The sequence below is a fragment of the Pseudomonas poae RE*1-1-14 genome (assembly GCF_000336465.1).
In the GTDB taxonomy this organism is placed as follows: domain Bacteria; phylum Pseudomonadota; class Gammaproteobacteria; order Pseudomonadales; family Pseudomonadaceae; genus Aquipseudomonas; species Aquipseudomonas poae.
The window spans coordinates 3,966,669-3,992,596 of sequence record NC_020209.1; the positions used below are offsets into that span (position 1 = coordinate 3,966,669).

General features: G+C 63.4%; 22 protein-coding genes and 1 pseudogene. 12 read left to right on the forward strand and 11 right to left on the reverse strand.

Annotated elements, in window-relative coordinates; translation table 11 throughout:
• The first annotated feature begins 43 nt into the window (after positions 1-43).
• Both H045_RS17280 and H045_RS17285 read left to right on the forward strand, forming a co-directional pair.
• The gene (locus H045_RS17280; RefSeq protein WP_003236948.1) at positions 44-964 is read left to right on the forward strand and encodes a histone deacetylase family protein; all 921 of its coding nucleotides are present in this window, start codon (positions 44-46) and stop codon (positions 962-964) included.
• Positions 965-1,135: 171 nt separating this feature from the next.
• Entirely contained in the window at positions 1,136-2,362 is a 1,227-nt protein-coding gene (locus H045_RS17285; RefSeq protein ID WP_003236950.1) for a TIGR03862 family flavoprotein, read from the forward strand.
• A 119-nt stretch (positions 2,363-2,481) separates the two neighbouring features.
• On the opposite strand, the gene rhlE1 is transcribed toward H045_RS17285, so the two are convergent.
• The gene (rhlE1, locus tag H045_RS17290; RefSeq protein WP_015373015.1) at positions 2,482-3,819 is read right to left on the reverse strand and encodes an RNA helicase RhlE1; all 1,338 of its coding nucleotides are present in this window, start codon (positions 3,817-3,819) and stop codon (positions 2,482-2,484) included.
• Between the two features lie 48 nt (positions 3,820-3,867).
• Positions 3,868-4,764: a drug/metabolite exporter YedA gene (gene yedA, locus H045_RS17295; RefSeq protein ID WP_003236955.1), complete on the reverse strand. Its 897-nt coding sequence runs from the start codon at positions 4,762-4,764 to the stop codon at positions 3,868-3,870.
• A 367-nt stretch (positions 4,765-5,131) separates the two neighbouring features.
• Between yedA and H045_RS25535 the strand changes: the two are divergent.
• A pseudogene (locus H045_RS25535) lies at positions 5,132-5,218 on the forward strand (DUF3077 domain-containing protein); the annotation flags it as partial.
• Between the two features lie 248 nt (positions 5,219-5,466).
• Here the strand turns inward: H045_RS25535 and H045_RS17300 are convergent.
• From H045_RS17300 to H045_RS17310, 3 genes are all read right to left on the reverse strand, one after another.
• Complete coding sequence (locus tag H045_RS17300; RefSeq protein ID WP_003236958.1) at positions 5,467-6,078, reverse strand: 3'-5' exonuclease; 612 nt, start codon at positions 6,076-6,078, stop codon at positions 5,467-5,469.
• A 21-nt stretch (positions 6,079-6,099) separates the two neighbouring features.
• The gene (locus H045_RS17305; RefSeq protein WP_003236960.1) at positions 6,100-6,576 is read right to left on the reverse strand and encodes a LabA-like NYN domain-containing protein; all 477 of its coding nucleotides are present in this window, start codon (positions 6,574-6,576) and stop codon (positions 6,100-6,102) included.
• A 117-nt stretch (positions 6,577-6,693) separates the two neighbouring features.
• Positions 6,694-7,422, reverse strand: a complete 729-nt coding sequence (locus tag H045_RS17310; RefSeq protein WP_015373016.1) for a DUF2076 domain-containing protein — start codon at positions 7,420-7,422, stop codon at positions 6,694-6,696.
• Between the two features lie 180 nt (positions 7,423-7,602).
• Here H045_RS17310 and H045_RS17315 point away from each other — a divergent pair, with 180 nt between their 5' ends.
• Positions 7,603-8,262, forward strand: a complete 660-nt coding sequence (locus H045_RS17315) for a YciC family protein (RefSeq protein ID WP_015373017.1) — start codon at positions 7,603-7,605, stop codon at positions 8,260-8,262.
• Between the two features lie 40 nt (positions 8,263-8,302).
• Positions 8,303-9,391, forward strand: a complete 1,089-nt coding sequence (locus H045_RS17320) for an endonuclease/exonuclease/phosphatase family protein (RefSeq protein ID WP_015373018.1) — start codon at positions 8,303-8,305, stop codon at positions 9,389-9,391.
• A 65-nt stretch (positions 9,392-9,456) separates the two neighbouring features.
• Here the strand turns inward: H045_RS17320 and hrpB are convergent, their stop codons facing one another.
• Positions 9,457-11,967: an ATP-dependent helicase HrpB gene (gene hrpB / locus H045_RS17325; RefSeq protein WP_015373019.1), complete on the reverse strand. Its 2,511-nt coding sequence runs from the start codon at positions 11,965-11,967 to the stop codon at positions 9,457-9,459.
• Positions 11,968-12,158: 191 nt separating this feature from the next.
• Between hrpB and H045_RS17330 the strand changes: the two genes are divergently transcribed.
• Together H045_RS17330 and H045_RS17335 are read left to right on the forward strand one after the other, a co-directional pair.
• On the forward strand, positions 12,159-12,578 hold the full coding sequence (locus tag H045_RS17330; protein ID WP_003236969.1) for a hypothetical protein: 420 nt from the start codon (positions 12,159-12,161) through the stop codon (positions 12,576-12,578).
• 9 nt (positions 12,579-12,587) lie between these two features.
• Positions 12,588-13,481, forward strand: coding sequence for a cation diffusion facilitator family transporter (locus H045_RS17335; RefSeq protein ID WP_015373020.1), 894 nt, complete (start codon positions 12,588-12,590; stop codon positions 13,479-13,481).
• On the opposite strand, the gene H045_RS17340 is transcribed toward H045_RS17335, so the two are convergent.
• Entirely contained in the window at positions 13,478-14,488 is a 1,011-nt protein-coding gene (locus H045_RS17340; protein WP_015373021.1) for a DUF6515 family protein, read from the reverse strand. The two genes, H045_RS17335 and H045_RS17340, sit on opposite strands and share 4 nt — an antisense overlap.
• A gap of 427 nt (positions 14,489-14,915) precedes the next feature.
• Between H045_RS17340 and H045_RS17345 the strand changes: the two genes are divergently transcribed.
• Entirely contained in the window at positions 14,916-15,395 is a 480-nt protein-coding gene (locus H045_RS17345) for an Lrp/AsnC family transcriptional regulator (protein ID WP_003194418.1), read from the forward strand.
• A gap of 146 nt (positions 15,396-15,541) precedes the next feature.
• Here H045_RS17345 and H045_RS17350 read toward each other — a convergent pair whose 3' ends face one another.
• The 4 genes from H045_RS17350 to H045_RS17365 all read right to left on the reverse strand — a co-directional run bounded on the left by H045_RS17350 (position 15,542) and on the right by H045_RS17365 (position 22,055).
• Positions 15,542-16,177, reverse strand: coding sequence for a pseudouridine synthase (locus tag H045_RS17350; protein ID WP_003236977.1), 636 nt, complete (start codon positions 16,175-16,177; stop codon positions 15,542-15,544).
• Positions 16,178-16,248: 71 nt separating this feature from the next.
• Positions 16,249-17,721 carry an AMP nucleosidase gene (gene amn / locus H045_RS17355; protein ID WP_162276120.1) on the reverse strand — a complete coding sequence of 491 codons (1,473 nt, stop codon included), beginning with the start codon at positions 17,719-17,721 and terminating at the stop codon, positions 16,249-16,251.
• 182 nt (positions 17,722-17,903) lie between these two features.
• The gene (locus H045_RS17360) at positions 17,904-19,556 is read right to left on the reverse strand and encodes an acyl-CoA dehydrogenase family protein (protein WP_015373022.1); all 1,653 of its coding nucleotides are present in this window, start codon (positions 19,554-19,556) and stop codon (positions 17,904-17,906) included.
• Between the two features lie 105 nt (positions 19,557-19,661).
• A complete protein-coding gene (locus H045_RS17365; RefSeq protein ID WP_015373023.1) occupies positions 19,662-22,055 on the reverse strand; it encodes a hybrid sensor histidine kinase/response regulator in 2,394 nt (797 codons plus the stop codon).
• Positions 22,056-22,328: 273 nt separating this feature from the next.
• On the opposite strand from H045_RS17365, the gene H045_RS17370 reads away from it, so the two are divergent.
• The 4 genes from H045_RS17370 to H045_RS17385 all read left to right on the forward strand — a co-directional run bounded on the left by H045_RS17370 (position 22,329) and on the right by H045_RS17385 (position 25,875).
• Positions 22,329-23,126: a hydroxymethylpyrimidine/phosphomethylpyrimidine kinase gene (locus H045_RS17370; protein WP_003236985.1), complete on the forward strand. Its 798-nt coding sequence runs from the start codon at positions 22,329-22,331 to the stop codon at positions 23,124-23,126.
• Between the two features lie 44 nt (positions 23,127-23,170).
• Positions 23,171-23,794: a thiamine phosphate synthase gene (gene thiE, locus H045_RS17375; protein ID WP_015373024.1), complete on the forward strand. Its 624-nt coding sequence runs from the start codon at positions 23,171-23,173 to the stop codon at positions 23,792-23,794.
• 17 nt (positions 23,795-23,811) lie between these two features.
• Complete coding sequence (hemL, locus tag H045_RS17380) at positions 23,812-25,095, forward strand: glutamate-1-semialdehyde 2,1-aminomutase (protein ID WP_015373025.1); 1,284 nt, start codon at positions 23,812-23,814, stop codon at positions 25,093-25,095.
• Between the two features lie 225 nt (positions 25,096-25,320).
• Positions 25,321-25,875, forward strand: coding sequence for a tetratricopeptide repeat protein (locus tag H045_RS17385; RefSeq protein ID WP_015373026.1), 555 nt, complete (start codon positions 25,321-25,323; stop codon positions 25,873-25,875).
• Positions 25,876-25,928: the final 53 nt, after the last annotated feature.

Genomic DNA, 25,928 nt, shown 5'->3' on the forward strand with positions numbered 1-25,928 from the left:
CAGCGCTGGTAAGATCCTTCGCAGGTTCCCGTCAGAAAATCCCATGCCTTTGCCACTGATCTACCACGATGACTACAGCCCTGAGTTCCCGGCAGACCATCGGTTTCCCATGGACAAGTTTCGCCTGCTGCGCGACCACCTGGTGTCCACCGGGCTGACCGAAGACAGCCGCCTGCTGCGCCCGGAGTTGTGCCCGCCGCAGATTCTGGCCCTGGCCCACGAACCTGGCTATATCGCACGCTACATGAGCGGCGAACTGTCCCGCGAAGACCAGCGCCGTCTGGGCCTGCCCTGGAGCGAAGCCCTGGCCAGGCGCACCGTGCGGGCGGTTGGCGGTTCCCTGCTCGCCGCCGAGCAAGCCCTCGAACACGGCCTGGCTTGCCACCTGGCCGGCGGCACCCACCATGCCCACTACGATTACCCGGCAGGCTTCTGCATCTTCAACGACCTGGCCGTGATCAGCCATTACCTGCTGGCCAGCGGGCGCGTCAACCGCGTACTGATCTTCGACTGCGACGTGCACCAGGGCGACGGCACCGCACGCATCCTCCACGACACGCCGGACGCCATCACCGTGTCGCTGCACTGCGAAAAGAACTTTCCCGCGCGCAAGGCCCAAAGCGACTGGGACATTGCGCTGCCCATGGGCATGGGCGACGCCGATTACCTCAAGGTCGTCGACGATGCCCTCAACTATCTGCTGCCGCTGTACCAGCCCGACCTGGTGCTGTACGACGCCGGCGTGGATGTGCACAAGGACGACGCGCTCGGCTACCTCAAGCTGACAGACTCAGGCGTCGCCGCCCGCGATGAAGCCGTGATGCGCCACTGCCTGGGCCGCGACATTCCAGTGATGGGCGTGATCGGCGGCGGCTACAGCAAGGACCGCCCTGCCCTCGCGCGCCGCCACGGCATCCTGCACCACAGCGCGCAGCGGGTGTGGACGTCATCAGGGTGTCACTGAATGCTGGGCGTTACCCACAATGGCTGTGGAACGGCCTGTGGATAACTTGAGCGTAAGCGCCTGTAGGCATTTATCCATAAGGCCTACAGGAAAGTGTACGTTTTTTGATCAGGCAGCCGGCGTCGCGTCCGGTAGAATGCCAGGCTTATTCACAGCACCGTAGCCCTGCCCATGCCTCAGACCCCACCTCACCACGTCACCCTCATCGGCGGCGGCCCAGCCGGGCTGATGGCCGCCGAAGTTCTGAGCCAGGCCGGCGTGCGCGTGGACCTGTACGACGGCATGCCTTCAGTGGGGCGCAAATTCCTGTTGGCAGGCGTGGGCGGCATGAACATCACCCATTCCGAAGCGTACCCGGCCTTCGTGGCACGCTATGCCGAACGCGCGCCGCACCTGGCGCCGTTGCTGCGTGAATTTGGTGCCCAGGCGTTGTGCGAATGGATCCATGGCCTGGGCATCCAGACCTTTATCGGCACCTCCGGCCGGGTATTTCCTACCGACATGAAAGCCGCGCCGTTGCTGCGCGCCTGGCTCAAGCGCCTGCGTGAGCAGGGCGTGGTTATCCACACCCGGCACCGTTGGCTGGGCTGGAACAGTGAGGGCGATTTACTTATCCACAGCCCGGACGGCGAGAAAACCGTGCGCAGCGATGCCGTGCTGCTGGCACTGGGCGGCGGCAGCTGGTCGCGCCTGGGCTCCGATGGCGCCTGGCTCAACGTGCTGGAAGACATGGGCGTGCCCTATGTTCGTCTGCAACCGAGCAACTGTGGGTTTGAGGTGTCGGCCTGGAGCGACTTGATGGTCAACAAATTCGCTGGCGCGCCGTTGAAGAATATCGCCATCGGGCTGGGCGACGACAAACCCCGGCTGGGCGAATGCGTGATCACCGCCACGGGCATCGAGGGCAGCCTGATCTACGCGCTGTCGGCGCCGATTCGTGAGGCCATCAACCGTGACGGCGCGGCCACCGTGCATATTGATCTGCTGCCGAGCAGGCCGCTGCACACCGTACAGGCGGCACTGGCCAAGCCGCGCGGTTCGCGCTCGATGAGCAAGCATTTGCACAGTCAACTGGGAATCGACGGCGTCAAGGCGGCGCTGTTGCGCGAGTTGACCCCGACTGAGCACTTCAATGACCCCGCGCAGTTGGCCGTGGATATCAAGGCGTTGCCGTTGACCCTGGTGAGGACGCGCCCACTCGATGAGGCCATCAGCACCGCAGGCGGTGTGCCGTTTGAGGCGCTGGATGAGCGCTTGATGCTCAAGCAATTGCCGGGCGTGTTTTGTGCCGGGGAGATGCTGGATTGGGAGGCGCCGACCGGAGGGTATTTGCTGACCGGATGTTTCGCCAGTGGCAGAGCGGCTGGGTTTGGCCTGTTGGAATGGCTTAAGCGCTGAGATTTGTGGTGAATTCAGGCCGCCTTCGCAGGCAAGCCAGCTCCCACATTTTGATGGGTGAACACCGTCAATGTGGGAGCTGGCTTGCCTGCGATGAGGCCATCAGCAGCGCCACAAAATCACTTCTTCTTGCGCGGCCCGGTATTGAACACCGGCACCTTGCGCACGGGCTTGATCGACGGCTCAACCGGCGCCGAGTCTCCGCTCTCCACCCACTTGCCCAAATTGCGCTTGCCACCACCACCGCCGGAAGCCTTGGGCTTCTTCGGTTTTTTCGGTTTCTTCACCACCTGCCCGCTGGCATCGGTGTCCGGCACGCGGTGCTCGGGTTCGAAATCCGGCTCCATCGTGCGGGTCAGCGTCTGACGCGTGAGCATCTCGATGGCTGACAGCATGTTCACCTCATCGGCGCACACCAGGGAAATCGCTTCCCCGGTATTGCCCGCACGCCCGGTACGGCCGATGCGGTGAATGTAGTCTTCGGCAACGATCGGCAGGTCGAAATTGACCACCAGTGGCAAGTCTTCGATGTCCAGGCCACGGGCCGCCACGTCGGTGGCCACCAGGATCTGCACGTCGCTGCTCTTGAAGCGGTCCAGCGCACGCTGGCGCGTGGCCTGGGGTTTGTCGCCATGAATGCCGTCGGCGTTGATGCCCAACCCTTGCAGCTTGTCCACCAGCGCATCCACGCCGTTGCGGGTCTTGGCGAACACCAGTACCTGCTTCCAGCGGCCCTTGCGCATCAGGTGCACAAACAGTTCCGGCTTGCGCTTTTTGTCCACCGGCACCACCCACTGCTTGACGGTGTTGGCGGCGACGTTGCGTGGGCTGACCTCGATACTCAGCGGGTCGTTGAGCATCTGCCCGGCCAGCGTGCGAATCTCATCGGAGAAGGTCGCGGAGAACAGCAGGGTCTGACGCTTTTTCGGCAGCATGCGGTAGATATTCGCCAGCTCTTCGGAGAAGCCCAGGTCGAGCATGCGGTCGGCTTCATCCAGCACGAGGGTTTGCAACTGGTTGAGTTTCAGCGCGTTCTGGCGGAACAGATCGATCAGGCGGCCGGGCGTGGCGACCAGAATGTCGACGCCCTTGCGCAGCTTCATCATCTGCGGGTTGATGCTCACGCCGCCGTACACCGCGTAGGTGGTGAGCGGCAGGTTCTGCGCGTACTCGGCAACGCTGGCGTGAACCTGCTCGGCCAGCTCGCGGGTTGGGCACAGGATCAGCGCGCGCGCCGAGTTGGCAGCGACTTTCGGCCCCTCCATCATCAGCAGTTGCAACAGCGGCAGGGCGAACCCTGCGGTCTTGCCGGTGCCGGTCTGGGCGGCTGCCATCAGGTCGCGGCCGGCCAGCACCGCTGGAATGGCTTGCGCCTGCACCGGCGTCGGGGTCTGGTAGCCAAGCGTCTCAAGGGCGCGCAGCAAGGGTTCGATCAGGCCAAGGGTGGCGAAAGTCATGTAGTTACCGTAGGAAAAATTCAGCGCAAGGGCGTAATGCGCGGCAGTTTACCTTATTTCCGGTTTGGGCTTGCGCCATTGGGGCAGGCTGATCAGCAACACGGCGCTGATGATCACCAGCATCGCAAAGGCCTCTTCCAGGCCGATGGTTTCACCCACGAAGACAATCCCCAGCAGCACGGCGACGGCCGGGTTCACATAGGCATAGCTGGTGGCTGCCGCCGGGCGCACGTTCTTGAGCAGGTACATATAGGCATTGAAGGCGATGATCGAACCGAACACAGTCAGGTAAGCCAGGGCCAGCCAACCTTCCAGAGGCGGCAGGGCGTTGAGGTGCTCGCCGGACAGCGCGCTGACGAGCAACAGCGCCACACCCGCCACCAGCATTTCCGCCGCACTGGCCATGGCACCCTGGGGCAGCGACAGTTGCCGGCTCCACACCGAGCCAAACGCCCAGGAGGCCGCTGCCATCAGCAGCAGCACTGCGCCCATGGGGCTTGATTGCAGCGTGCTGCCCATGTTGAGCATGGCAATGCCGATAATCCCCAGAATCACCCCTGCCCACTCCAGCCGGGTATTGCGCGCGCCCCAGAAGTAGCCGCACAGCAAGGTGAACAGCGGCACCGTCGCCACCGCCAGCGCGGCCACCCCGGACGACACGCCCATATGCTCCGCCACACTGACGCCGCCATTGCCCACCGTAAGCAGCAACAGGCCGATCATGCCGGCGGCCTTCCACTGCGGCCAGGTCGGCGCCGGCACGCCACGCCATCTGAGAAAGCCATACATCAACGCGCCCGCCGTGCAGAACCGAATGCCCGCCAGCAGCAACGGCGGCCAGTACTCCACGCCGATGCGAATCACCAGGTAAGTGGAGCCCCAGATAACGTACAGCGCGAAAAAGGCAGCGATCAAGGGCAAGGGAAAGCGACGGGGGCCAGGCATGGGGCGGCTCTATGGCAGGAGAGGGAGGCTTATTTTAGGAAGGCGGATTGTTAAACATAAGTTACAAAACCTGTTTAAACGGGCCGTACACTTTTCGGAAGGGGGGCGGCTGGTCTACTGAATAGCCGAGCGCAGAACGATTAAATCGATAACCTGCCCGATCGTTGTGATGTGATCCCAATCATCCTGAGTCGCGCGCAGCTTTTGCTTGGTGCTTGCCAGTTATGGCAGCTGTGCGTGGGAGACCTTCGGGTCTGCTGGGTTTTACTTCTTGCCCCGGTCTTGCACACCTACGCACAGTTGCCACCCTCTTCGCGTGCAAGCGGACGGTGCCAACTTCTTCCAGCAAGGAGTTTCACCATGGTCAAAGTCACCACAGCGGGCAGTGATGCATTCGGTGGAAATGGCGAAAGGGGTGGTGGATCAGGCGTTGGAGTGTGTGCAACCGCGGTAGGCGCAAGCGCACACATGTGTGATGAAGCGGCTTGTTGTGGCGAGCGGGCTTGCCCCGCGTTGGGGTGCGAAGCGCCCCCAATCAAGGAAAACGCACTGTACCTGATACTCCTCGGAGCCTGGTTTTGGGGCTGCTGCGCAGCCCAGCGCAGGACAAGCCTGCTCGCCACAGGGAATCTGCGCTTAACTGAACGCCATTAGGACAAGCCCGCTCGCCACAGTGTCCTCAGACTAAACAGATTCTCTGGCTCAAAACCCGCGATGTTTCTTCAGGTGCTCATTGATCTTCGCCGCCGGCACTTTCTGCAAGGTGCACAGCAAATCATGGGACAGTTCGCGCAAGCCGTGGGTGCGCCTTAACTCCTGGGCCAGATGCGCCGTGAGGTTCGCCGCCATCTCCGCATCCGCCAGCGCCCGGTGAGCCTTGCCGGTGTGGGGCAGTTGCGCGTAGCTGTTGAGGGTGCCGAGTTTGTGGTTCGGTGCAGCCGGCAGCAGGCGCCGGGCCAGCAGCAGGGAGCAGGCGAATTTTTGCAGGCGGGTGCGGCGTATCAAGCCCAGCTCGAAGTCCCAGAACTTCTGGTCGAACGCGGCGTTGTGGGCCAGCAGCGGCGTGGTGCCGACGAATTCGTTGACTTCATTCATCACGCGCTCGGCCGGCGGTGCGCTGCGCAGCATGGCATTGCTGATGCCGGTGAGTTGTTCGATAAAGCCGGGCACGCGCACGCCGGCGTTCATCAGGCTCTGATAACGGTCGACGATTTGCCCACGTTCAAGAATGACCACGCCGATTTCCGTCGCGCGGCAATGGCTGCTCGGCGTGATGCCGGTGGTTTCAAAGTCGATGACCGCTATACGTTCCAAACCTGTTTGCACTCCGTCTATTTATTTGAGCAGCAACGCGCCTTCAATCGGCACGTAGCGGCTGGCGGCGCGTATCAGCGAATTGGCGGTCAGGCCGGGTACGCCGTAGGCCACGGCCTCAACGCCATGTTTATTGATGACGCGGTCGAGCAGCATGTCGAAGTCGCCGTCACCGGAGGCCAGCACGATTTCGTCGACGTGGTCGGCGGCGTCCATGATATCGAGGGTAATACCCACGTCCCAGTCGCCCTTGGCCGAGCCGTCGCTGCGCTGGATGTAGGGTTTGAGTTTTACCGTAAAGCCCAGGTTGCGCAGGATCTGCTGGAATTGCTGCTGCTTGCTGTCGCCACGGTCGATGGCATACGCATACGCCTCGACGATCTGCCCGCGCGCGCTGATGTCAGCCCACAGCGCGGCATAGTTGAAATGGCAACCATAGGCCTGGCGCACGGTGTAGTAGAGGTTTTGTACATCGGCGAACACTGCAATTTTCTTCACCGCACTTCCTCATGGCAGCCAGGCGTCAGGGCCCGGAAAGGGTGCCAGTATGCCAGCCACAGGAAAATTTCCGGAAAAAATCAGACCGGGGCGACAGCGCGCCCCGGCTCCGGCGTGTCAGACGAAGGTATCGTCGTCGCCAAAGGAAGAGGAGTCGTCGACATAATCGTTGTCGGCGAAGCTGTCCGCGTTGTTGCCACCCCAGCTGTCATTGCCGGCGAATTTCTGGTCGTCGTTGCCCCAGTTGCCTTGATCGCCGGCCGGCGCCGGTTGTTCGATGATTTCTTCCACCACCTGCGGCTGCTGGTTGTGGTGGAACAGGCTGCTGATGCCTTCGGCCAGCAATACACCACCGGCCACGCCAGCGGCGGTTTTCATCGCGCCGCCCAGAAAACCGCTGCCCACGGGTGCGGCAGCCGCCGCCTGGGGCGGTTGCTGGTAGTTCTGCTGTGGCGCAGGTTGGCCGAACGCAGGCCGCGCCGGTTCACGCCAGCCACCGCCGGTGCTGGACGGCGCAGGCTGGGTATCCCGCGAGCTGCCGCCAAAGATGCTCGACAGGAAACCGCCGCCGCTCGCCGGCGCCGGTTGCGCGGATTTGGCCCGCTGCAACTCGTCCTGCAGTTGCTGGATCTGCTGCGCCTGTTGCTTGTTCTGCGCATCCAGGCTTTTCAGCGCCTGCTCCTGCACCAGGATCGACTGGGTCATGTAGTACCCGGCGGCCGGTTGGCGAGTCATGTGCTCCTTGATCCGCGCTTCGGCCTGGGCGTCGCGGGGGGCTGAGTCCGTTTCGGCTTGTTGCAACCGTGAAAACAGTCCATCGATCAGGGTTTGCTCTTCGCTGTTCATGGCGACCTCGTTAGATTGCCGGTAGAAATCAGGGTCCTGCCTGTGATCAGGCCAGGTGCGTGCTAGTTATGGGGGTGTTACGAGTTGTTTCAATGGTCTTTACGCAAGGTTTACGTTTGCGTCGCTGCGAGTCTGATCGGTTAAAGTGTTGCCTTTATTTACAGGCCTGCGATAAACCTGATGAATCCGTTAGACGTACTGCGCGACTCTTTCCGCTTTACCCGGCATAACCTCGGCGCCATCGTGCAATTGTGTTTGCCGCTGGTGATCCTCGAAGCCTTGCTGCAACAGATACTCGACCACACACTGGGCGCGGATGCGTTTGCCGGTTACAGCGTGGTGGTGGGTTTATTGGTGTACCCGCTGTACACCGGGGCGCTGATCCTGTTTCTCGACGCCCGCACCCGTGGCGAGTCGCCGCGCACCCGCGATGTGTGGGCCATGGCCCTGGCCTTGTGGCCGCGTTTCGCCCTGCTGACCGCCATGAGCACGCTGCTGATACTGGCGGGGCTGTCGTTGTATTTCCTGCCGGGGCTGTGGCTGATGGTGGTGCTGGCATTCGCGGAATACCTGCTGGTGTTGCGCGGAATGTCGGCACTGGAGGCGATGAAGGAAAGCCTGCGCCTGACCCGTGGGCATTTCTGGCGGATCCTGGTGTGCCTGCTGTGCGTGATGACGCCGCTGTGGCTGCTCAAGGGCGCAAGCGTGGCGGCCTACCCTGAGCCGGCGCCGCTGCTGGGGCTGTTGATGGACAGCGCGCACAGCTTTCTGCAGCTGTTTACCAGTGTGGTGCTGTTCCGTTTATTCATGTTGATCGGTGGCGATGCCGACGCGCGGTGATATGCTCACGGCCACTTCTGAAACGCCATAAGCCGAGCCGATGACCCGTTTATTGCGCATCACCCTGCTGGGCCTGCTGATCGTTGCCGGCCTGCTCACCGCCCTGATCTACCACCTCACCTGGCGCCCGGCCGCCAGGCAGACCCTGCCCGTCAGTTGCGTCGCGCCCCGTGCGCCGACCCTGCTGCCTGGGCAGGCGCTCAAGGTGATGACCTGGAACGTGCAATACCTGGCCGGCAAGAACTACGTGTTCTGGTACGACCGCAGCGACGGCAACGGCCCGGACGAGCGCCCCACCGTCGAAGACATGGCCTTCAGCCTCGACGAAGTGGCACGGGTCATCCGCGACGAACAACCCGACCTTCTGCTGTTGCAGGAAATCGACGAAAACGCCAAGCCCTCCCATTACCAGGACCAACTGGCCCTGCTACAGGAACGTCTGGCCGATCTCTACCCCTGCAGCGCCCAGGCCTTCGACTGGAAGGCCGACTTCGTCCCCAGCCTGCACGTCTTTGGCAGCGTTGGCCGCAAGCTCGCCACCCTCAGCCGCTACCAGATCGAACACGCCGAACGTCTGCAGCTGCCCACCTCGGACGCCAACTTCATCAGCCGCCAGTTCCAGCCCAGGCCCGCCTTGCTGCTGACCTACCTGCCCCTGAGCGACGGCGGCCAACTGGCGGTGCTCAACACCCGTCTGGACGGCGATACACCCGGGCAGAGTGCGGTGCAGGCGCAGGCCAAGGCCACCGTGAAGTTGCTGGATAAATTTGAAGGCCGGGGCACACCCTGGTTGATCGGCGGGGATTTCAACCTGTTGCCGCTGGGGCAATACCTGCGTCTGGACGCGGGCAAACGCGGGCAGTATTCGCCAGACAGCGAGCTGCATCTGCTGTGGGACAAATACCCGATGATCCCGAGCAACAGCGAATCCAGCGGCATCGACCGTGAAAAATGGCTGACGCACTTCCCCAACGACCCAGGCATCGACGGCCCGGACCGTACACTCGATTACCTGTTTTACAGCCCACGGATCAAGCGAGTGGAGGCGAAGGTACGACAGGCGGATACGTTGCGTATCTCCAATCATTTACCGGTGATTGCCCGCTTTCTACTGCCCGCCTCGCCATAACAACCCCAACAAAACCCAATGTGGGAGGGAGCAAGCCTCCTCCCACATTTTTTTGATCCTCAGCGTTAAGGCTTGCGAGGCTTGATGCGGGCCGTAGCCTCAGCCACCAACGGATCATCCGGCCAGTAATGCTTCGGATACCGCCCCTTCAAATCCTTCTTCACCTCGGCGTACGTACTGCGCCAGAAGTTTGCCAGGTCCTGGGTCACCTGCACCGGACGCCGCGCGGGGGACAGCAGGTGCAGCTTGACCGCCTGGCGCCCGCCGGCAATGCGCGGTGTGTCCGCCAACCCGAACAACTCCTGTAAGCGCACCGCCAGAATCGGCGGCTGTTCGCTGTAGTCCAGGCGCACCGACGACCCCGAGGGCACCTTTACATGCTGCGGCGCCAGCTCGTCCAGGCGTTGCGGCAGCGGCCAGGGCAACAGGTTGTGCAGGTAGCTGGAGATGTCCAGATGGGCGAAATGGCTCAGCCGCGAGACTTTGCCCAGATAGGGCATCAGCCAGTGTTCCAGGCTGGCGAGCAAGGCCTTGTCGCTGATGTCCGGCCATTCGCTGGGCGCTCCCTTGTCCAGCTCGCGCAGCAGCATGACGCGGGCCTGCCACTGGCGCAGCTCCGGGGTAAAGGGCAACAACTCCAGGCCTTTGCGCCGCACCAGATTGACCAGCGCCTGGCTGCGCGCGCCTTCATCCAGGCCGGTGAGCGGCTCGCGGCTGAGCACCAGCTCGCCGACCTTGCGCTGGCGTTCGGCGCGCAGCACGCCTTCGCGTTCGTCCCAGTCCAGTTGATCGAACGTGCGCACCTGCTCGGCGAGCACCGTGTCGAACAGCGCCGGATCGAAGTCCGCCGCCAGGTAGATGCGTTCCTCGCGCTGGCCCTGACGGCTGCCCAGGTCGGCGATCACCAGCCAGGGCTGTTTCATCAGGCTGTCGGCCTCGGCGAACAGCGCAGCACGGCCATTGGCCAGGCGGTATTCGGCGCCACCGGCACGGCGTTGCTGGGCGACACGGTCCGGGTAGGCCAGCGCCAGCAAGGCGCCGAGCCAGCGCGGATGGTCGGGATCGGCCACGGCGTGGGTCGCCTTGCCCCTTAAGTAGCCACGATACTGCCGCGCCAGTTGCCGGGCCCGTTGCACGCCGCCCTGGGTGCCACGGGCGCGTTCTTCGCCAGACAGCAGCGCCAGGCGGCTGTGCAGGTCCGCACCGGCGCCGCGCAGGATATCGCGCTCGCCCAGCAGCGCGGCGACATGGCAGGCGGTATCCGCCAGCCCCAGGTCCTGCCCGCGCAACAGCAGGTGGGCGATGCGCGGATGAGCCGGCAGCTCAGCCATTTTCTGGCCATGGGCGGTCAATTTATCTTCATTCAAGGCACCCAGGCGCACCAGCAGGTCCTGGGCCTGGGCATACGCAGCGCTTGGCGGCACGTCCAGCCATACCAACTGCGCAGGCGTCACGCCCCAGCGCGCCAGTTGCAAGGCCAGGCCGGCAAGGTCGGCGGCGAGAATTTCCGCGCTGCCATAGGCTGCCAGGCCTTCGTGCTGATCCTCGGACCAAAGCCGGTAACACACGCCAGGTTCGAGGCGCCCTGCCCGGCCAGCGCGCTGGGTGGCACTGGCACGGGAGATGCGCTGGGTATCGAGGCGGGTCATGCCGCTGCCGGGGTCGAAACGCGGCACCCGCGCCAGCCCGGCGTCGACCACCACGCGTACGCCATTGATGGTCAGGCTGGTCTCGGCGATGTTGGTGGCAAGCACCACTTTGCGCTTGCCGGCGGGCGCCGGGTCGATGGCGGCGCGCTGGGCGTTGAGGTCCAGCTCGCCGTGCAGCGGGCACAGCAGGATATCGACGCGATCGCCCAGCGCGTCGGCCAGTTGCTGGTTCACGCGGCGAATCTCGGCCTGCCCCGGCAAGAACACCAACACGCTGCCGGTCTCGTCATGCACGGCGTCGAGGACGGTCTGCACCACACGCGGCTCAATGAATTCACCGGCCTGGTACGGCCGCCCCCAACGCATCCGCACCGGGAACATGCGCCCCTGGCTGCGCAGGATCGGTGCATCATCCAGCAGGCTGGCCAGGCGCTCGCCCTCGAGGGTGGCGGACATCAGCAGGATTTTCAGCGGCTGCTCGTCGCGAAACAGCTCACGCCCGTTGAGGCTCAGGGCCAGGGCCAGGTCGGCGTCGAGGCTGCGTTCGTGGAATTCATCGAAAATCAACAGCCCCACGCCCTCCAGCGCCGGGTCGTCCTGCAAGCGCCGCGTGAGGATGCCTTCGGTAACCACTTCGATGCGTGTGTTGGGGCCGACCTTGCTGTCGAGGCGGATGCGGTAACCGACCGTTTCGCCGACCTTTTCACCCAACTCGCTGGCCAGGCGTTCGGCCGCCGCACGGGCGGCGAGGCGCCGGGGCTCGAGCATCAGGATGGTTTGCCCGGCCAGCCAGGGTTCGTTCAACAAGGCCAGCGGCACACGGGTGGTTTTACCGGCGCCGGGCGGCGCTTCCAGCACGGCCTCATGGCGAATCGCCAAGGCGTCACGCAGGGCGGGTAAAACATCATCGATGGGCAACGAATTCATACTGGCTCCAAAGCAGAGCGGCGAGTATAACGGCGAACGGCCCACTGCCGACGCTGGTCTGAGAAACGCCACTGGCCTTGCCTGGGAACACGGTCAAAGGTGGGAGCTGGCTTGCCTGCTCCCACATTGGTCGGCGTCGTTCAACAGAATGGGCTTAAAGTCACTTTCAAATGTGTTGAGGAGATTTTTCCATGCGTATTGCTTCCCGTGTCATCGGCGGTGTTCTGGCCGTCACCCTGTTGAGCCAACTCACCGCCTGCGGGTCGATCATTTACCCGGATCGCCGTGGTCAGCTCGACGGCAAGATCGACCCGACCATCGCCGTGCTCGATGCCATCGGTCTGTTGTTCTATGTGATCCCCGGCCTGATCGCCTTTGGCGTCGACTTCGCCACCGGCGCGATTTACTTCGAACCAGGCAAGACCGCCCAGGTCGACCCGCAGAAACTCCACGAAGCCATAGGGGCCGATGGCAAGGTCGACAACCTCAAGCTGCAATCGATCATTGAGAAGGAAACCGGCCGCAACCTGCCGCTGGATGACCCGCGCCTGATCCAGTTCAAGGGCAGCGTGCAGCAACTGGCCTCCCTGGGCCTGCAACCTGCCGCCTGAGGATCGCCCATGACCAGCAGTCCCGAACACGCCAGGCTCCTGCGTCTGGCCACTCGCGCCTCGGTGGCGGTGGCCTGTGCGCTGATCGTCACCAAGGCCATCGCCTGGTGGTTCAGCGGTTCGGTGAGCATGCTCGCCGGGTTGACCGATTCGCTGCTCGACGGTGTGACGTCGCTGCTCAATTTGCTGGCGGTGCATTACGCCCTGCGCCCGGCCGATGACGACCACCGTTATGGCCATGGCAAGGCGGAATCCCTGTCGGGCATGGCTCAGGCGCTGTTTATCGCAGGCAGTGCGGTGTTGATCGCGTTCCAGGCCTACCACCGCCTGCAGCACCCGGAACCGGTCGGCGCTCCCTGGCTGAGCATCGGCGTGATCGTGTTTTCCCTGGTGCTGACCGTGGCGTTGCTGATGCTGCAACACCGGGTGGTCCGCGAAACCGGCTCCAACGCGGTGCGCGCCGATTCACTGCATTACCGCTCCGACCTGATGCTCAACGGCAGCATTCTGGTGGCGCTGGTGCTGGCAGGCATGGGCTTGCATCAGGTGGATGCGTGGTTCGGTCTGGGCATCGCGGCTTATATCCTGTGGAGTGCCATTCAGATCGCGCGGGAAAGCTTCGCGGTGCTGATGGATGAGGAACTGCCCATCGACGTCAGCCAGCACATGCTCGAGCTGGCTCGTGGCGTGCCGGGAGTGCTGGGGGCCCATGATTTGCGCACGCGGGTGTCGGGTAACCACTGGTTTGTGCAACTGCACCTGGAGTTGCCGGGGGAGCTGACCCTGTCAGTGGCCCATGGCATCAGCGATCAGGCCGCCGATGCCATTCACCAGGCCTACCCACGCGCCGAAGTGCTGGTGCACGCCGACCCGCAGGAAGTGGTCACCGGCGCCAAGGCCTAGTACTGCACCTGATAGCCGCGACTGCTCAAGCAGTTGCCCTGGGCCTGACGGTAGGCTTGTACCACCGCAGGGTCCGGGGCGTAGGTGACGGTGCGCGGGTCAAAGCCGCTCTGCTGCACCGCCCAGCGATAGCAGTCGTAGCCGTCCTGTTGCACCTGAGCCGGTGACTGGCCGTTGGCCGGGTAGGCCACCACGTCATAGCCCTCGCCCTGAGGCGGCGGCGGCGGTGGGGGCGCCTCTGCCGGCGGTTGCACCACCACGTATTGCCGGGTGCTTTCCTCGTAGGCGTAATAAGCGCCGGCGGCAAGGAACAACAGCGAACCGCCTACCCGCACTTCGCGCGCGTAGTCCGGCAAATATTGCACACGGATGCCGTAAGGCGGCGTCACCACCACATAGCGCGGGCCCTGGGGGCGATACCAGTAGCCGCCGGAGAAGAAATAATCCTGCCCGCGGTAAGGCACACGGTAATTGCGGTCGGGGAAACGGTCGATAACGTAACCCGGACGATGTTGCGGGCCGGGGCCCCAACCGTTGCCGTGGCCGTCAGGGCGGCCTGGCCAGCGATTGTCGTCGGGACGGCCGTTGAAGCCGGGACGCGAGCCGGGGCCGCCGGCCTCCCAATGCCGGTTGTCGTCATTGCGCCGGGGGATGTCACGGTAGTAGCCCTGGCGCGGTTCCTCGGTCTGGCGCACGGTATCCGGGCGTCCCTGAATCGGCAGCTGGGTGGACGGCGGCGCAGGCCGACCCGGCTCGTTGCCCGGCGCACGCCCCTGCCATTGGCCGTCACCGTTCGGGCCGCCGCGCTCGATGCGCTGATTTTCCGGGCGCGGCTGATTGTTCTCCGGCCGCCCGCCGCCTTGTGGCCCGCGCTCATGCTGCCCGCCGCCCTGAGGCCTTGGCCCGGGACCAGGCCCCGGCGCGCCATCGCGCTCATCGGCCAGCACCTGCGCGCCGACGCTTGCCACCAGCAAACCAACACCTGCCATACGCCAGATGCGCTTCATGCTATTCCTCACTGCGGATTAGGGCTTGAACATGAGACTGGGAAAGCCTCGCCCGGTTCTGGCACAGGTTATCAGTCACAAGAAGTTTCATCGCAGGTAAAAACCCAGGCAAAAGAAAAGGGGCGACCCGTCGGCCACCCCTTGAGAATTTCGTCCTAGCGCAACGCTTTTGGCGTTGGCTCACCTCACGCCGTCGTGTCGACAGTGTGCAGCCTGGAGGCCGGCTCAACCCTGCTGGGGTGGCGGCCGCGGCACGCCTGATTGGGCGAGCCGCTGTGGACTGTTGTCCAGGCGGTGATTCTGTTGATAACGATACCCGCCCAGGCCCGATGGATGATTGCGAAGATTGCGTCAATAAACAGTGCTTGCGCAATTTTTAACCCTTCATGGATAATTCACCGCAATAGTTACGACAAAGGCTAACCCGATGAGCAAGCTTGACCGATACGACCTGAGTATTCTGGCGGAATTGCAGCGCGATGCGAGGATCTCCAACCAGGAGCTGGCCGAGCGTATTGGCCTGTCGCCGTCGCCCTGCTCGCGCCGGGTCAAGCAACTGGAAGACGACGGCTATATCGCCCGCCAGGTCGCCCTGCTCGATCGCAAGATGCTCGGCTTGAGCCTGACCGCCTATGTATTGATCGGCATGGACAGGCACACGCCCGAGCGTTTCGAGAATTTTGAAGCCGCCATCCGCACCCTGCCCCAGGTGCTGGAATGCAGCCTGGTGACCGGGATGGATGCGGACTATCAGCTCAAAGTGGTGGTGCCGGACATGGATCACTATCAAAAATTGCTGCTGGGCCATCTGACCCGCATCGAAGGCGTGACCAGCGTGCGCTCAAGCTTTGTACTCAACCAAGTGCTCAACAGCACCGAACTGCCGCTGACGCACCTGCGTACCTGAGATCACAGAGGATCGAAGGTGGGGGCTGGCTTGCCTGCGATAGCATCCCCCGGGTGTTACTGACACACCGAGTTGACTGCATCGCAGACAAACCAGCTCCCACACCTGCAACCTCGGGAACGCTCGGCCTGGTCGAGTCCGGCGCCTTATAAACGCGCCGGCACCGCCTTCCACTGGCCCTGATCCAGCCCTTCGATAGACCACTCCCCAATCCGCACGCGCACCAGGCGCAAGGTCGGCAACCCCACCGCCGCCGTCATGCGCCGTACCTGGCGGTTACGCCCTTCGCGAATCACCAGTTCCAGCCAGTGAGTGGGCACACTTTTGCGAAACCGCACCGGCGGGTTGCGCGGCCACAGCTCTGGCTCGTCCAATTGCCGGGCTTCGGCGGGCAAGGTCATGCCGTCATTGAGTTCCACACCGTCGCGCAGGCGTTGCAGTTGCGCGTCAGTCGGCTCGCCTTCCACCTGCACCCAATAGGTTTTCGCCAGCTTGTGCCTGGGGTCGGCAATGCGCGCCTGCAACTGGCCATCATTGGTCAGCAGCAGCAGGCCTTCGCTGTCACGGTCCAGGCGGCCCGCCGGGTAGATGCCGGGGATATTGATAAAATCCTTGAGGGTCGCGCGCCCGCCCTCGTCGCTGAACTGGGTCAGCACATCGAAGGGTTTGTTGAACAGGATCAGTTTCGGCTCGGCCGGCGGCGCCTTGGCGACACGACGAGGGGCAGCCTGCGAAGGTTTCACGCCAGGGCGGCGCGAATCGGGACGGGTGGGACGGGACATGGCGAAGGAACATCTAACGGTCAGGGCCGACAATGCTAGTGGCCTGACCGCCAAATGACCATCCCAACCGCTTAGCGGAACGGCGGCTCGTCGAAGCTGCGCAGTTTGCGCGAATGCAGCGAGTTGAGCTCGGTACGCAGCAGGTCGACCGCCTCGATGCCGATTTTCAAATGCTGGCTGACCGCGCGCTCATAGAACGCGTTGGCCGAACCCGGCAATTTGATTTCGCTGTGCAACGGCTTGTCCGACACGCACAGCAAGGTGCCGTAGGGCACACGCAGCCGATAGCCTTGCGCGGCGATGGTGCCGCTTTCCATGTCCACGGCCACGGCGCGGGACAAATTGATCAGCGGCCGCTCCTGCGCCCAGCGCAGCTCCCAGTTACGGTCGTCATAAGTCAGCACCGTGCCGGTGCGCAGGCGTTTTTTCAGCTCTTCGCCTTGTTCGCCGGTGACGCTGGCGGCCGCCTGCTGCAAGGCCATCTGCACTTCGGCCAGGGCCGGAATCGGGATATTCGGCGGCACTACCCGGTCAAGGATCCCGTCGCGGCGCATATAGGCGTGAGCCAGTACATAGTCGCCGATGGTCTGGGATTGGCGCAGACCGCCACAGTGCCCGATCATCAGCCAGCAGTGCGGGCGCAGCACCGCCAGGTGATCGGTGATGTTCTTGGCGTTGGACGGGCCGACGCCGATGTTCACCAGGGTCACGCCGTGGCCGTCGGTGGCCTGCAGGTGATAAGCCGGCATCTGGTAGCGGTGCCACACCACGCCTGCGGCAATCGCCGACGCTTCGCCGTGGTCCATGTTCTTGTCGATGATCACGTTGCCCGGCAGCACCATGCGCACAAAGCGCGGGTCGCTGCGCAGTTGTTCCAGGCCATGCAGGATGAACTGGTCAACGTAGCGGTGGTAGTTGGTCAGCAGGATCCACGGCTGCACATGGCGCCAGTCGCTGCCGGTGTAATGCACCAGACGGCGCAGGGAAAAGTCCACGCGGGCCGCATCGAACAGCGCCAGCGGCAGCGGGTCGGTGTTTTCCCAGTCGTAGAGGCCGTCAGCGATGCCATCGGTGGCGGCCGACAGGTCGGTGCTGGGGAACACGCGCGCCAGGGTCGCGGCGGTCACGCCGGAGCCGGCCAGCTCGTCACCCTGCTCCACCACGTACGGGTACGGGATGTTCTGCTGGCTGACGCCCACTTCCACCGTCACGGTGAAGTCATGCATCAGCGGCACGAGCTGTTCCAGCAGGTATTTGCGGAAGGCTGCGGGGTGGGTGACGGTCACGCTGTAGGTGCCGGGCAACTGTACCTTGGCGTAGGCGCGGGTGGTTTGTGGGACTTCGCCGTGGCAGTGGTAGGTCAGGCGCAATTCCGGGTAGCGAAACAGCGCGCGCTGGTCGGCATCGGGCTCGACGCGGTCCTTGAGGTATTGCTTGAGGGCCTGGTTGAGCGCGCCGGTCGCACGCTCATGCAGAGCGGCCAGCCGGTCCACGGCTTCTTCGGCGGTTTGAACGACAACAAAAGCTTCGGTCACGGTAAGCATCCTGTGTGCTGACTTGCAGGCCTTTATCTTGCCTGTAACCCGGCTGCACTGAAACACCGGAATTGGAATGCTGTAAATGTGGGAGGGGGCTTGCTCCCGATTGCAGTGTGTCAGCCAGCCTGGCTGCAGCTGATGCAACGCTATCGGGAGCAAGCCCCCTCCCTTACTTTGACCGCCTGCCGTCAGGCCGATTGGGGGGTTGAGCGCGCAACAATCGCTTCTACGTCCACCCCGCGCGGCAATGTGCCATACACCCGCCCGGAGGACTCACCCAAGCGGCTAACGATAAACCCGTCACTCACCGCCGAATTCCCCGCCTCCAGCAGCAACTTGGCCTGCAACGCCACGGCAATGTCTTCGGTCAATTGCCGCGCGCGGTACTGAATGTCCTGAGTATCCATAAACGCGGTCTTCAATTGGTGGATGTGCCGCGCCAACTGCCTGTCGCCATGCCCGTCGCCCAGTTCGACAAATAGCGTCTCCAGCACACCCGGCTCTTTGGAGAGTGCGCGCAGTACGTCAAGGCATTGCACGTTGCCGGAACCTTCCCACGTCGAATTCACCGGTGCCTCACGGTAAAGACGCGGCAGGATGCTGTCCTCCACATAGCCGGCACCGCCCATGCATTCCGCCGCTTCGTTGATCATCGCCGGCGCGCGTTTGCAGATCCAATACTTGCCCACCGCCGTTACCAGCCGGGCGAAGCGGGCTTCGTGTTCATCGCCCAGGTGATCCAGGGCGCGGCCCATGCGCAGGCTCAGGGCCAGGGCCGCCTCGCTTTCCAGGGCGAGGTCGGCCAGCACGTTCTGCATCAGGGGTTGCTCACTGAGTACGCGGCCGCCCACTCGGCGATGAGCGCAATGATGGCTGGCCTGGGTCAGCGCCTGGCGCATCAGGGCGCTGGAGCCGACCATGCAGTCGAAGCGGGTCATGGCGACCATCTCGATGATGGTCGGCACGCCGCGCCCCTCCTCGCCGACCATCCACGCCAGCGCGCCGCGAAACTCCACTTCGCTGGATGCATTGGAGCAATTGCCCAGCTTGTTTTTCAGGCGCTGGATATAGAACGCGTTGCGCGTGTCGTCCGGACGGTGGCGTGGCAGCAAAAAACAGCTGAGGCCTTTGTCGGTCTGGGCCAGGGTGAGGAAGGCATCGCACATCGGCGCCGAGCAGAACCACTTGTGGCCCACCAGCTCATAGGCTTGCCCGGGACCGCCGGCGCCCACCGGATAGGCGTGGGTGGTGTTGGCGCGCACGTCGGTGCCGCCCTGTTTTTCGGTCATGGCCATGCCGAGGGTGACGCCGGCCTTGTGGGCCATGCCGACGTTGCGCCCGTCGTATTCGGTGCTGAGGATTTTCGGCAACCAGGACTGCGCCAGTTCCGGCTGCAGGCGCAGAGCCGGGACGCTGGCGAAGGTCATGGTCAGCGGGCAACCGGTGCCGGCCTCCGCCTGGGTGTGCAGGTAGGTCATCGCCGCGCGGGCCACGTGGGCGCCATCCTGCGGGTGGGCCCACGGAAGCGACGGCAGGCCGTGTTCAACGGCGGTGCGCATCAATTGGTGATAGGCCGGATGAAACTCCACCAGGTCAATGCGATGGCCATAGCGATCATGGCTGTTAAACACTGGTTTGTTCTGGTTCGCCAGGAACCCGGCCTCCATCAACGGCCCGCCAGCCAACGCGCCGTAGGCATCGATGCGCGGCTGAGCCCAGCCAGCGCCAAAGCGGCGCGACCAGTCTTGCAAGGGCAGGTCGATGCGGTACAGGTTGATGCCGTCCAGAGACGGTGGCTGGTTGGTGACGTCGTGGGTTTCGGCAAACTGATGCAGGTTCATGACGGGCCTCCTGGAAAAAAAGGCCGATGTCGAGTGCAGCCCTCCGGCAATTCAAGAGGCAGCTCGATGAGGCCGAGTGCTTTCAGTTAAGCATCGTCACTGCGCTTAAAAAAGTGGCATACCCGCCGATTGCACGGCGCCTTCGCCCTCTTGCACGCGCAGCACGCGGCGCTCCAGTACCGTCTGCAACACGTCGAAACGCACCGGTTTGACCAGTCGCTCAGTGATACCGACGCCATGACAATGCTCGCGCTCAGGGGCATTCGATGCACTGCCCAGGGCAATCACCGGCAGCTCGCCGCAGCCTGGCAGTGCGCGGATCTGACAGCACAACGAGAAACCGCCTTCAGGCACGTCCAGCAATACCGCGTCAAAACGCTCGGCCTGCAAGGCCGCCAGCGCCGTCGGCCCACTGTCCACGGTTTTCACCCGATAACCCAACTTGAGCAACATGCCGCGCACGGCCAGTTGGCCGACGCTGTTGTCGTCCACCAGCAACACCGCGCACTCATTGGCGGAGCGCTCCTTGCCCGAGCGCACGGCGTGGGGGTCGGGCCTCACGCTGTCCATTTCCACGTCCAGCTGGAAGCGACTGCCTTTGCGCGGCTCGGAATGGTGGGTCAGGCGCCCGCCCTGCAATTCGATCAGTTGCCGGCAGATCGCCAGGCCGATGCCCAGGCCGCCGTACTCACGGGTCATCGAGCCGTCGAGCTGGAAGAAGCGCTGGTACAGGGTGGCCTCTTCGAGAAAGGCGAAACCGATGCCGGTGTCGGTGACGATAAAGCTCAGGCGCAGGCGGCCGTCGCTGAGGGGCACGCCCACTACGCGCAGGCGCACAGAGCCGTGGTGAGTGAACTTGAACGCGTTGTCCAGCAGGCAATCGAGGCACTGCATCAGTTTGTCGGGGTCGCCGATCAGCCGGTCCGCCAGTTCATCGGCCACGTCGATGGTAAACGCCAGGCCCCGGCTCTGCGCACTGGCGCTGAACTGCTGGCGCAAGGTGTCGAGCGTGCCACGCAGGCTGAATGCCCGGGGCTGCGGGCTGAGACGCCCGGCCTGCAGCTCGGTGAGGGTGAGGATGCCATTGACCATACGCATCATGTCCCGCGCCGATCCGGCGGCGGTTTGATGGTAGTGCGCCAGTTCATCCGTCAGCGGCTGGGTATGCATCAGTTCCAGTGAGCCGATCACGCCGTTCATCGGGGTGCGCAGTTCGTGGGTCAAGGTGGCGAGGAATTCATCCTTGAGCCGGTTGCTGCGGGCCAATTGCTGGTTGAGCCCTTCGAGTGTCTGGCTGGCGTCCAGCAGAATCTGCGCCTGTTGTTCGCGCATGGCGTTGATGCGGTCAGCCAGGGCCAGGGACAACAAGGCCACTTCAATGGCCGAGCCGATCTGGCTGGCGTACATCGTGAGGAACACATTGGGCAGATAGCCCAGCACCATCAACGTATTGACCACACCGCCCAGCAGGAACGCCGACCAGGCGATGATGAAATAGCGCGCCACGCGCTGGCCGCAGTACCAGGCCTTGATGGCCGCGACAAAGATGGTCACGGTGAACACCAGCGCCAGGCCAGTGGCCAGGCGCAGCGCGAGGGCGTAGCTGGTCATCAGCGACAGCAGCATGACCACCGCGCCACAGCCCACCAGGGCCAGCAACAGGCGATTGATCCAGCGGCTATGCTCGGCGGTGCTGAGGAAACTGCGCGTGAACAGGCTGCCGAACAATGCCGCGCAGCCGATCAGAAACGGCGTCGCCGCATTGGCCCACCACGGACTGTTCGGCCAGAAATATTCGACCGCTGCGCCGTTCACCGACAGCTGATACATGCCGAACGAGGCGATATAGAGGATGTAATAGAGGTAGCTGGTGTCGCGCACACTCAGGTAGATGAACAGGTTGTACACCAGCATGCCCAGCAGCACGCCGTAGATCAGGCCCAGCACATACAAGCGCAGCGGCTGTTGCTCGAGGTACGCGGTGCTGGACCACAGCGTCAGCGGCGCCTGGATCGAGCCTTCGCTTTGCAGGCGCAGGTAGACGGTCTTCTGCTCGCCAGGGGTGAAGTCAAGTTTGAACAGGTAGTTGTTCTGGCGAATTTCGCGGTTGGAAAACGGCAACGCGTCGCCCGTGCGGCCCGCCAAACGATAGTGCCCGGTGCGGTCGGGCAGGTAGAGGTCAAGGTGATCCAGGGGCGGATAGGCCAGTTCCAGCAGCCAGGTGCGCTGGGCATCGGCGAGCCAGGGCATGTAGTGCAGGTCGACCTTGAGCCAGAACACCGAACGCGAATAGCCGGCGTTCAGCGTGTCCTGGTCATGGGGCTTGAACCGCAGGGCTGCAGATGGCGCGCTGACATCGGCGATGGTCAGGGCGTCGGTGGGGTCCTCGAGTACCTGCATGGCCCTGCCCAGCGGCAGACTGCGCGTGTCCTGAGTGAACTCGATGGCGCTGGCGAGCATCGGCAGCCCGCATAACAATACAATCAGCAAATAGCGCATAGAGCCCCAGCGTGGCCTGTCCGGTCAGGTCAATAAGCCCCCCATCCCTTTGAGTAGACGCATACCGGCAATACAGTAAGTTGTTTGAATCCACTCTAGCATAGCCGCTAAAGGCCATTGGACACTATTGGAAGGTTATTTTGAAAGGCTCTGGGACGGGCTTTTCAGCCATTTTTCAGGCGCATTAAGCGCCAGAAAAACGACGCTCTCGCGCAAAATTCAGCCCTCGCCGAGCAGCCACGCAAAAAGCGTTTGGTGGTAAGCTCGCGCACCATGAATATCTACAGCTCTCGCCCCGTTGTTCTCTGTCTCTCCGGCCATGATCCCAGTGGTGGCGCCGGCCTGCAGGCAGATATCGAAGCCCTGCTCGCCCAGGGTTGCCATGCGGCGCCGGCCGTCACGGCCCTGACCGTGCAGAACACGGTCAACGTCAGCGATTTCCGCGTGCTCGACCGCGAGTGGGTATTGGCCCAGGCCAACGCCGTGCTCAGCGACTCCGAAGTGGCGGCGGTGAAGCTGGGCATGCTCGGCTCCACTGCGATGGTCGACACGGTCGTCGAGCTGCTGCAGGCGCACCCGCACCTGCCGGTGGTCTGCGACCCGGTGTTGCGGGCTGGCGGCGGCGGTAGCCTGGGCAAGGACGAAGTCGGCTATGCGATGCGCGAGCGCCTGTTACCGCTGTCGCTGATCGCCACGCCCAACCTGCCCGAAGCGCGCATCCTCGCCGAACTGCCGGATGGCAGCGCCGACGACTGCGCCGAGAAGCTGCTGCCGTTTATCCGGCACCTGCTGATCACCGGCGGCCATGGCGACGAGCATGAGGTACACAACCGCCTGTACAGCCGGGACGGCACACGCCGGACCTTTACCTGCCAGCGCCTGCCCGGCAGCTATCACGGTTCGGGCTGCACGCTGGCCAGCGCCCTCAGCGGTCGGCTGGCCCACGGCGAAGGCCTGGTCAGCGCCGTGCAGTCGGCCCTCAACTACACTTGGCGCACCCTGCGGGACGCCGAACAACTCGGCCAAGGCCAGTTCGTACCGCGCCGGTTGCCGCTGGATTTCTGTTCGTAACCTCAACGCGCAACATCAACTCGCAACACCGAGAGGCCTGATCGATGAAACTACGTGGCCTTTATGCCATCACCGACAGCCAATTGCTGGCCGGTAAATTCCTCGCCTACGTCGAAGCGGCGCTGGAGGGCGGTGTGACCCTGTTGCAGTACCGCGACAAAAGCAGCGACGAGGCCCGGCGCCTGCGCGAAGCGGAGAAACTCCACGAGCTCTGCTCGCGCTACAAGACCCGCCTGATCATCAATGACGACGCCGAACTGGCCGCACGCTTGAGCGTGGGCGTGCACCTGGGCCAGACCGACGGCCCATTGGCCCCGGTGCGCGCCCTGCTCGGCTCCAAAGCGATCATCGGCGCCACCTGCCACAGCCAGATCGAACTGGCCGAGCAGGCCGCCAAAGAAGGCGCCAGTTATGTCGCCTTTGGCCGCTTCTTCAATTCCAGCACCAAGCCCGGCGCCCCGTCCGCCAGCGTCGACATGCTCGCCCAGGCGCGCAAGCGTCTGCAGTTGCCGATCTGCGTGATCGGCGGCGTGACCCTCGACAACGCCGAACCGCTGGTGGCCCTTGGGGCCGACCTGCTGGCCGTGGTCCATGGCCTGTTTGGCGCCGACAGCACCCAGGAAGTCACGCGCCGCGCCCGTGCGTTCAACGCCCTTCTCAAGATTTGATTGCAGAGAGACTCACCATGTCCCGTTCCGAAACCCTGTTTGCCAATGCCCAGAAACACATCCCCGGTGGTGTGAACTCCCCCGTGCGTGCGTTCAAGAGCGTGGGCGGCACGCCGTTGTTCTTCAAGCACGCCGAAGGTGCCTACGTCACCGACGAAGATGACAAGCGCTACGTCGACTACGTGGGTTCGTGGGGTCCGATGATCCTCGGCCACAGTCACCCCGATGTGCTTGACGCGGTGCGCCAGCAGTTGCAACACGGTTTGTCCTACGGCGCGCCGACCGCCATGGAAACCGAGATGGCCGATCTGGTCTGCTCCATCGTGCCGTCGATGGAAATGGTGCGCATGGTCAGCTCCGGCACAGAGGCCACCATGAGTGCGATCCGCCTGGCCCGTGGTTTCACTGGCCGCGACAGCATCATCAAGTTCGAAGGCTGCTACCACGGCCACTCCGACAGCCTGCTGGTCAAGGCCGGCTCCGGGGCATTGACCCAGGGCGTGCCCAGTTCGGCCGGTGTGCCGGCGGCGTTTGCCAAACACACCCTGACCCTGCCGTTCAACGACATCGGCGCTGTCGAGCAGATGCTCAGCGAAGTCGGCCAGGAAGTGGCGTGCATCATCGTCGAGCCGGTGGCCGGCAACATGAACTGCGTGCCGCCGGCGCCGGGCTTTCTCGAAGGCCTGCGCGAGCAATGCGACAAGCACGGCGTGGTGCTGATTTTCGACGAAGTGATGACCGGTTTCCGCGTGGCCCTCGGCGGTGCCCAGGCCCATTACGGCGTGACGCCCGACCTGAGCACGTTCGGCAAGATCATCGGCGGCGGCATGCCGGTGGGCTGCTTTGGCGGCAAGCGCGCCATCATGCAGCACATCGCGCCGCTGGGCCCGGTGTACCAGGCCGGTACGCTGTCGGGTAACCCGCTGGCCATGGCCGCCGGCCTGACCACCCTGCGCCTGATCAGCCGTCCGGGCTTCCACGCCGAGCTGACCGACTACACCACTCGCCTGCTCGACGGCCTGCAAGTACGCGCCGATGCCGCTGGCATTCCATTCGTCACCACCCAGGCCGGCGGCATGTTCGGCCTGTATTTCAGCGGCGCCGACGATATCGTCACCTTTGATGACGTCATGGGCAGCGACGCCGATCTGTTCAAGCGCTTCTTCCACCTGATGCTCGAAGGTGGCGTGTACCTGGCGCCGAGCGCCTTCGAAGCGGGCTTCACCTCGATTGCCCACGGTGACGCGGAGTTGAAACTCACCCTGGATGCTGCCGAGCGCGCCTTCGCGGCACTGAAATAAATCCGCACAGCCGTCTGACGTTGCCCACAGCGGCGTCGGATTGCTACTTTGCCTACAGAGATTTCTTACTTTTTTCGAGATTTAACCTGCAATCCGGCAGATAACTTGCCCAAGCAGCAGAAAAACGAGTAAAGACTTTGTAAGCAGAGGCCTGCTTATTTCATAATGCGCGCTTATTGGATCCCACGAGGGTCCGCGCGCCCCGTCAGAGGTAAGTCGATTCCCATGAAACGCACCGGCCGCACCCTGGTTCTGGGCTGCCTGTTGCTCCTTCAGCCGCTGCTGGCACATGCCCAGGCAGGCGGCAACTCGTTGTTAATTCCAGCGATGGGTCGTTGCACCCTCAATACCCAGCCAGACGGCCAGGCCGAAGCCCTGAGCGCGTGCCAAAAACAGGCTGAGGACGGGGACGCGCAAGCGCAATACGAGTTGGGCGAGTTTTACCACGACAGCAAAAACCCTGCCGTGGACCTCAACAAAGCCTTGAGCTACTTCGAGAAAGCCTCGCTGCAAGGCCACGCCCAGGCGCAGTTTCAGCTCGGCAACATGTTCTTCAAGGGTGAAGGCGTGCCGGCCAATAACATTCAGGCGTATATCGTGCTGAAGATGGCGGCGGTCAACGGCGCCGAAGATGCGCTGGACACCGCCGACGAGGTGGCCGAGCACATGCAGCGCGATGAACTGGAAGTGGCGACCCAGGTGCTGGGGCAGATTTTCCGCAACTATTTGCAGGAACTGCAGAATGCCGATGGGCGTTCGCCGTTTTCACCGCTGCCCTGATTTTTGCTGAACCCTTATACCGCTATCGCAGGCAAGCCAGCTCCCACAGTTGA

What these genes read in the sequence shown, in the direction of transcription:
- H045_RS17280 (WP_003236948.1), top strand. Translation starts at nt 44, where the DNA reads ATGCCTTTGCCACTGATCTACCACGATGACTACAGCCCTGAGTTCCCG.
- H045_RS17285 (WP_003236950.1), top strand. Translation starts at nt 1,136, where the DNA reads ATGCCTCAGACCCCACCTCACCACGTCACCCTCATCGGCGGCGGCCCA.
- rhlE1 (WP_015373015.1), bottom strand. Translation starts at nt 3,819, where the DNA reads ATGACTTTCGCCACCCTTGGCCTGATCGAACCCTTGCTGCGCGCCCTT.
- yedA (WP_003236955.1), bottom strand. Translation starts at nt 4,764, where the DNA reads ATGCCTGGCCCCCGTCGCTTTCCCTTGCCCTTGATCGCTGCCTTTTTC.
- H045_RS17310 (WP_015373016.1), bottom strand. Translation starts at nt 7,422, where the DNA reads ATGAACAGCGAAGAGCAAACCCTGATCGATGGACTGTTTTCACGGTTG.
- H045_RS17315 (WP_015373017.1), top strand. Translation starts at nt 7,603, where the DNA reads ATGAATCCGTTAGACGTACTGCGCGACTCTTTCCGCTTTACCCGGCAT.
- H045_RS17320 (WP_015373018.1), top strand. Translation starts at nt 8,303, where the DNA reads ATGACCCGTTTATTGCGCATCACCCTGCTGGGCCTGCTGATCGTTGCC.
- hrpB (WP_015373019.1), bottom strand. Translation starts at nt 11,967, where the DNA reads ATGAATTCGTTGCCCATCGATGATGTTTTACCCGCCCTGCGTGACGCC.
- H045_RS17330 (WP_003236969.1), top strand. Translation starts at nt 12,159, where the DNA reads ATGCGTATTGCTTCCCGTGTCATCGGCGGTGTTCTGGCCGTCACCCTG.
- H045_RS17335 (WP_015373020.1), top strand. Translation starts at nt 12,588, where the DNA reads ATGACCAGCAGTCCCGAACACGCCAGGCTCCTGCGTCTGGCCACTCGC.
- H045_RS17340 (WP_015373021.1), bottom strand. Translation starts at nt 14,488, where the DNA reads ATGAAGCGCATCTGGCGTATGGCAGGTGTTGGTTTGCTGGTGGCAAGC.
- H045_RS17345 (WP_003194418.1), top strand. Translation starts at nt 14,916, where the DNA reads ATGAGCAAGCTTGACCGATACGACCTGAGTATTCTGGCGGAATTGCAG.
- H045_RS17350 (WP_003236977.1), bottom strand. Translation starts at nt 16,177, where the DNA reads ATGTCCCGTCCCACCCGTCCCGATTCGCGCCGCCCTGGCGTGAAACCT.
- amn (WP_162276120.1), bottom strand. Translation starts at nt 17,721, where the DNA reads ATGCTTACCGTGACCGAAGCTTTTGTTGTCGTTCAAACCGCCGAAGAA.
- H045_RS17360 (WP_015373022.1), bottom strand. Translation starts at nt 19,556, where the DNA reads ATGAACCTGCATCAGTTTGCCGAAACCCACGACGTCACCAACCAGCCA.
- H045_RS17365 (WP_015373023.1), bottom strand. Translation starts at nt 22,055, where the DNA reads ATGCGCTATTTGCTGATTGTATTGTTATGCGGGCTGCCGATGCTCGCC.
- H045_RS17370 (WP_003236985.1), top strand. Translation starts at nt 22,329, where the DNA reads ATGAATATCTACAGCTCTCGCCCCGTTGTTCTCTGTCTCTCCGGCCAT.
- thiE (WP_015373024.1), top strand. Translation starts at nt 23,171, where the DNA reads ATGAAACTACGTGGCCTTTATGCCATCACCGACAGCCAATTGCTGGCC.
- hemL (WP_015373025.1), top strand. Translation starts at nt 23,812, where the DNA reads ATGTCCCGTTCCGAAACCCTGTTTGCCAATGCCCAGAAACACATCCCC.
- H045_RS17385 (WP_015373026.1), top strand. Translation starts at nt 25,321, where the DNA reads ATGAAACGCACCGGCCGCACCCTGGTTCTGGGCTGCCTGTTGCTCCTT.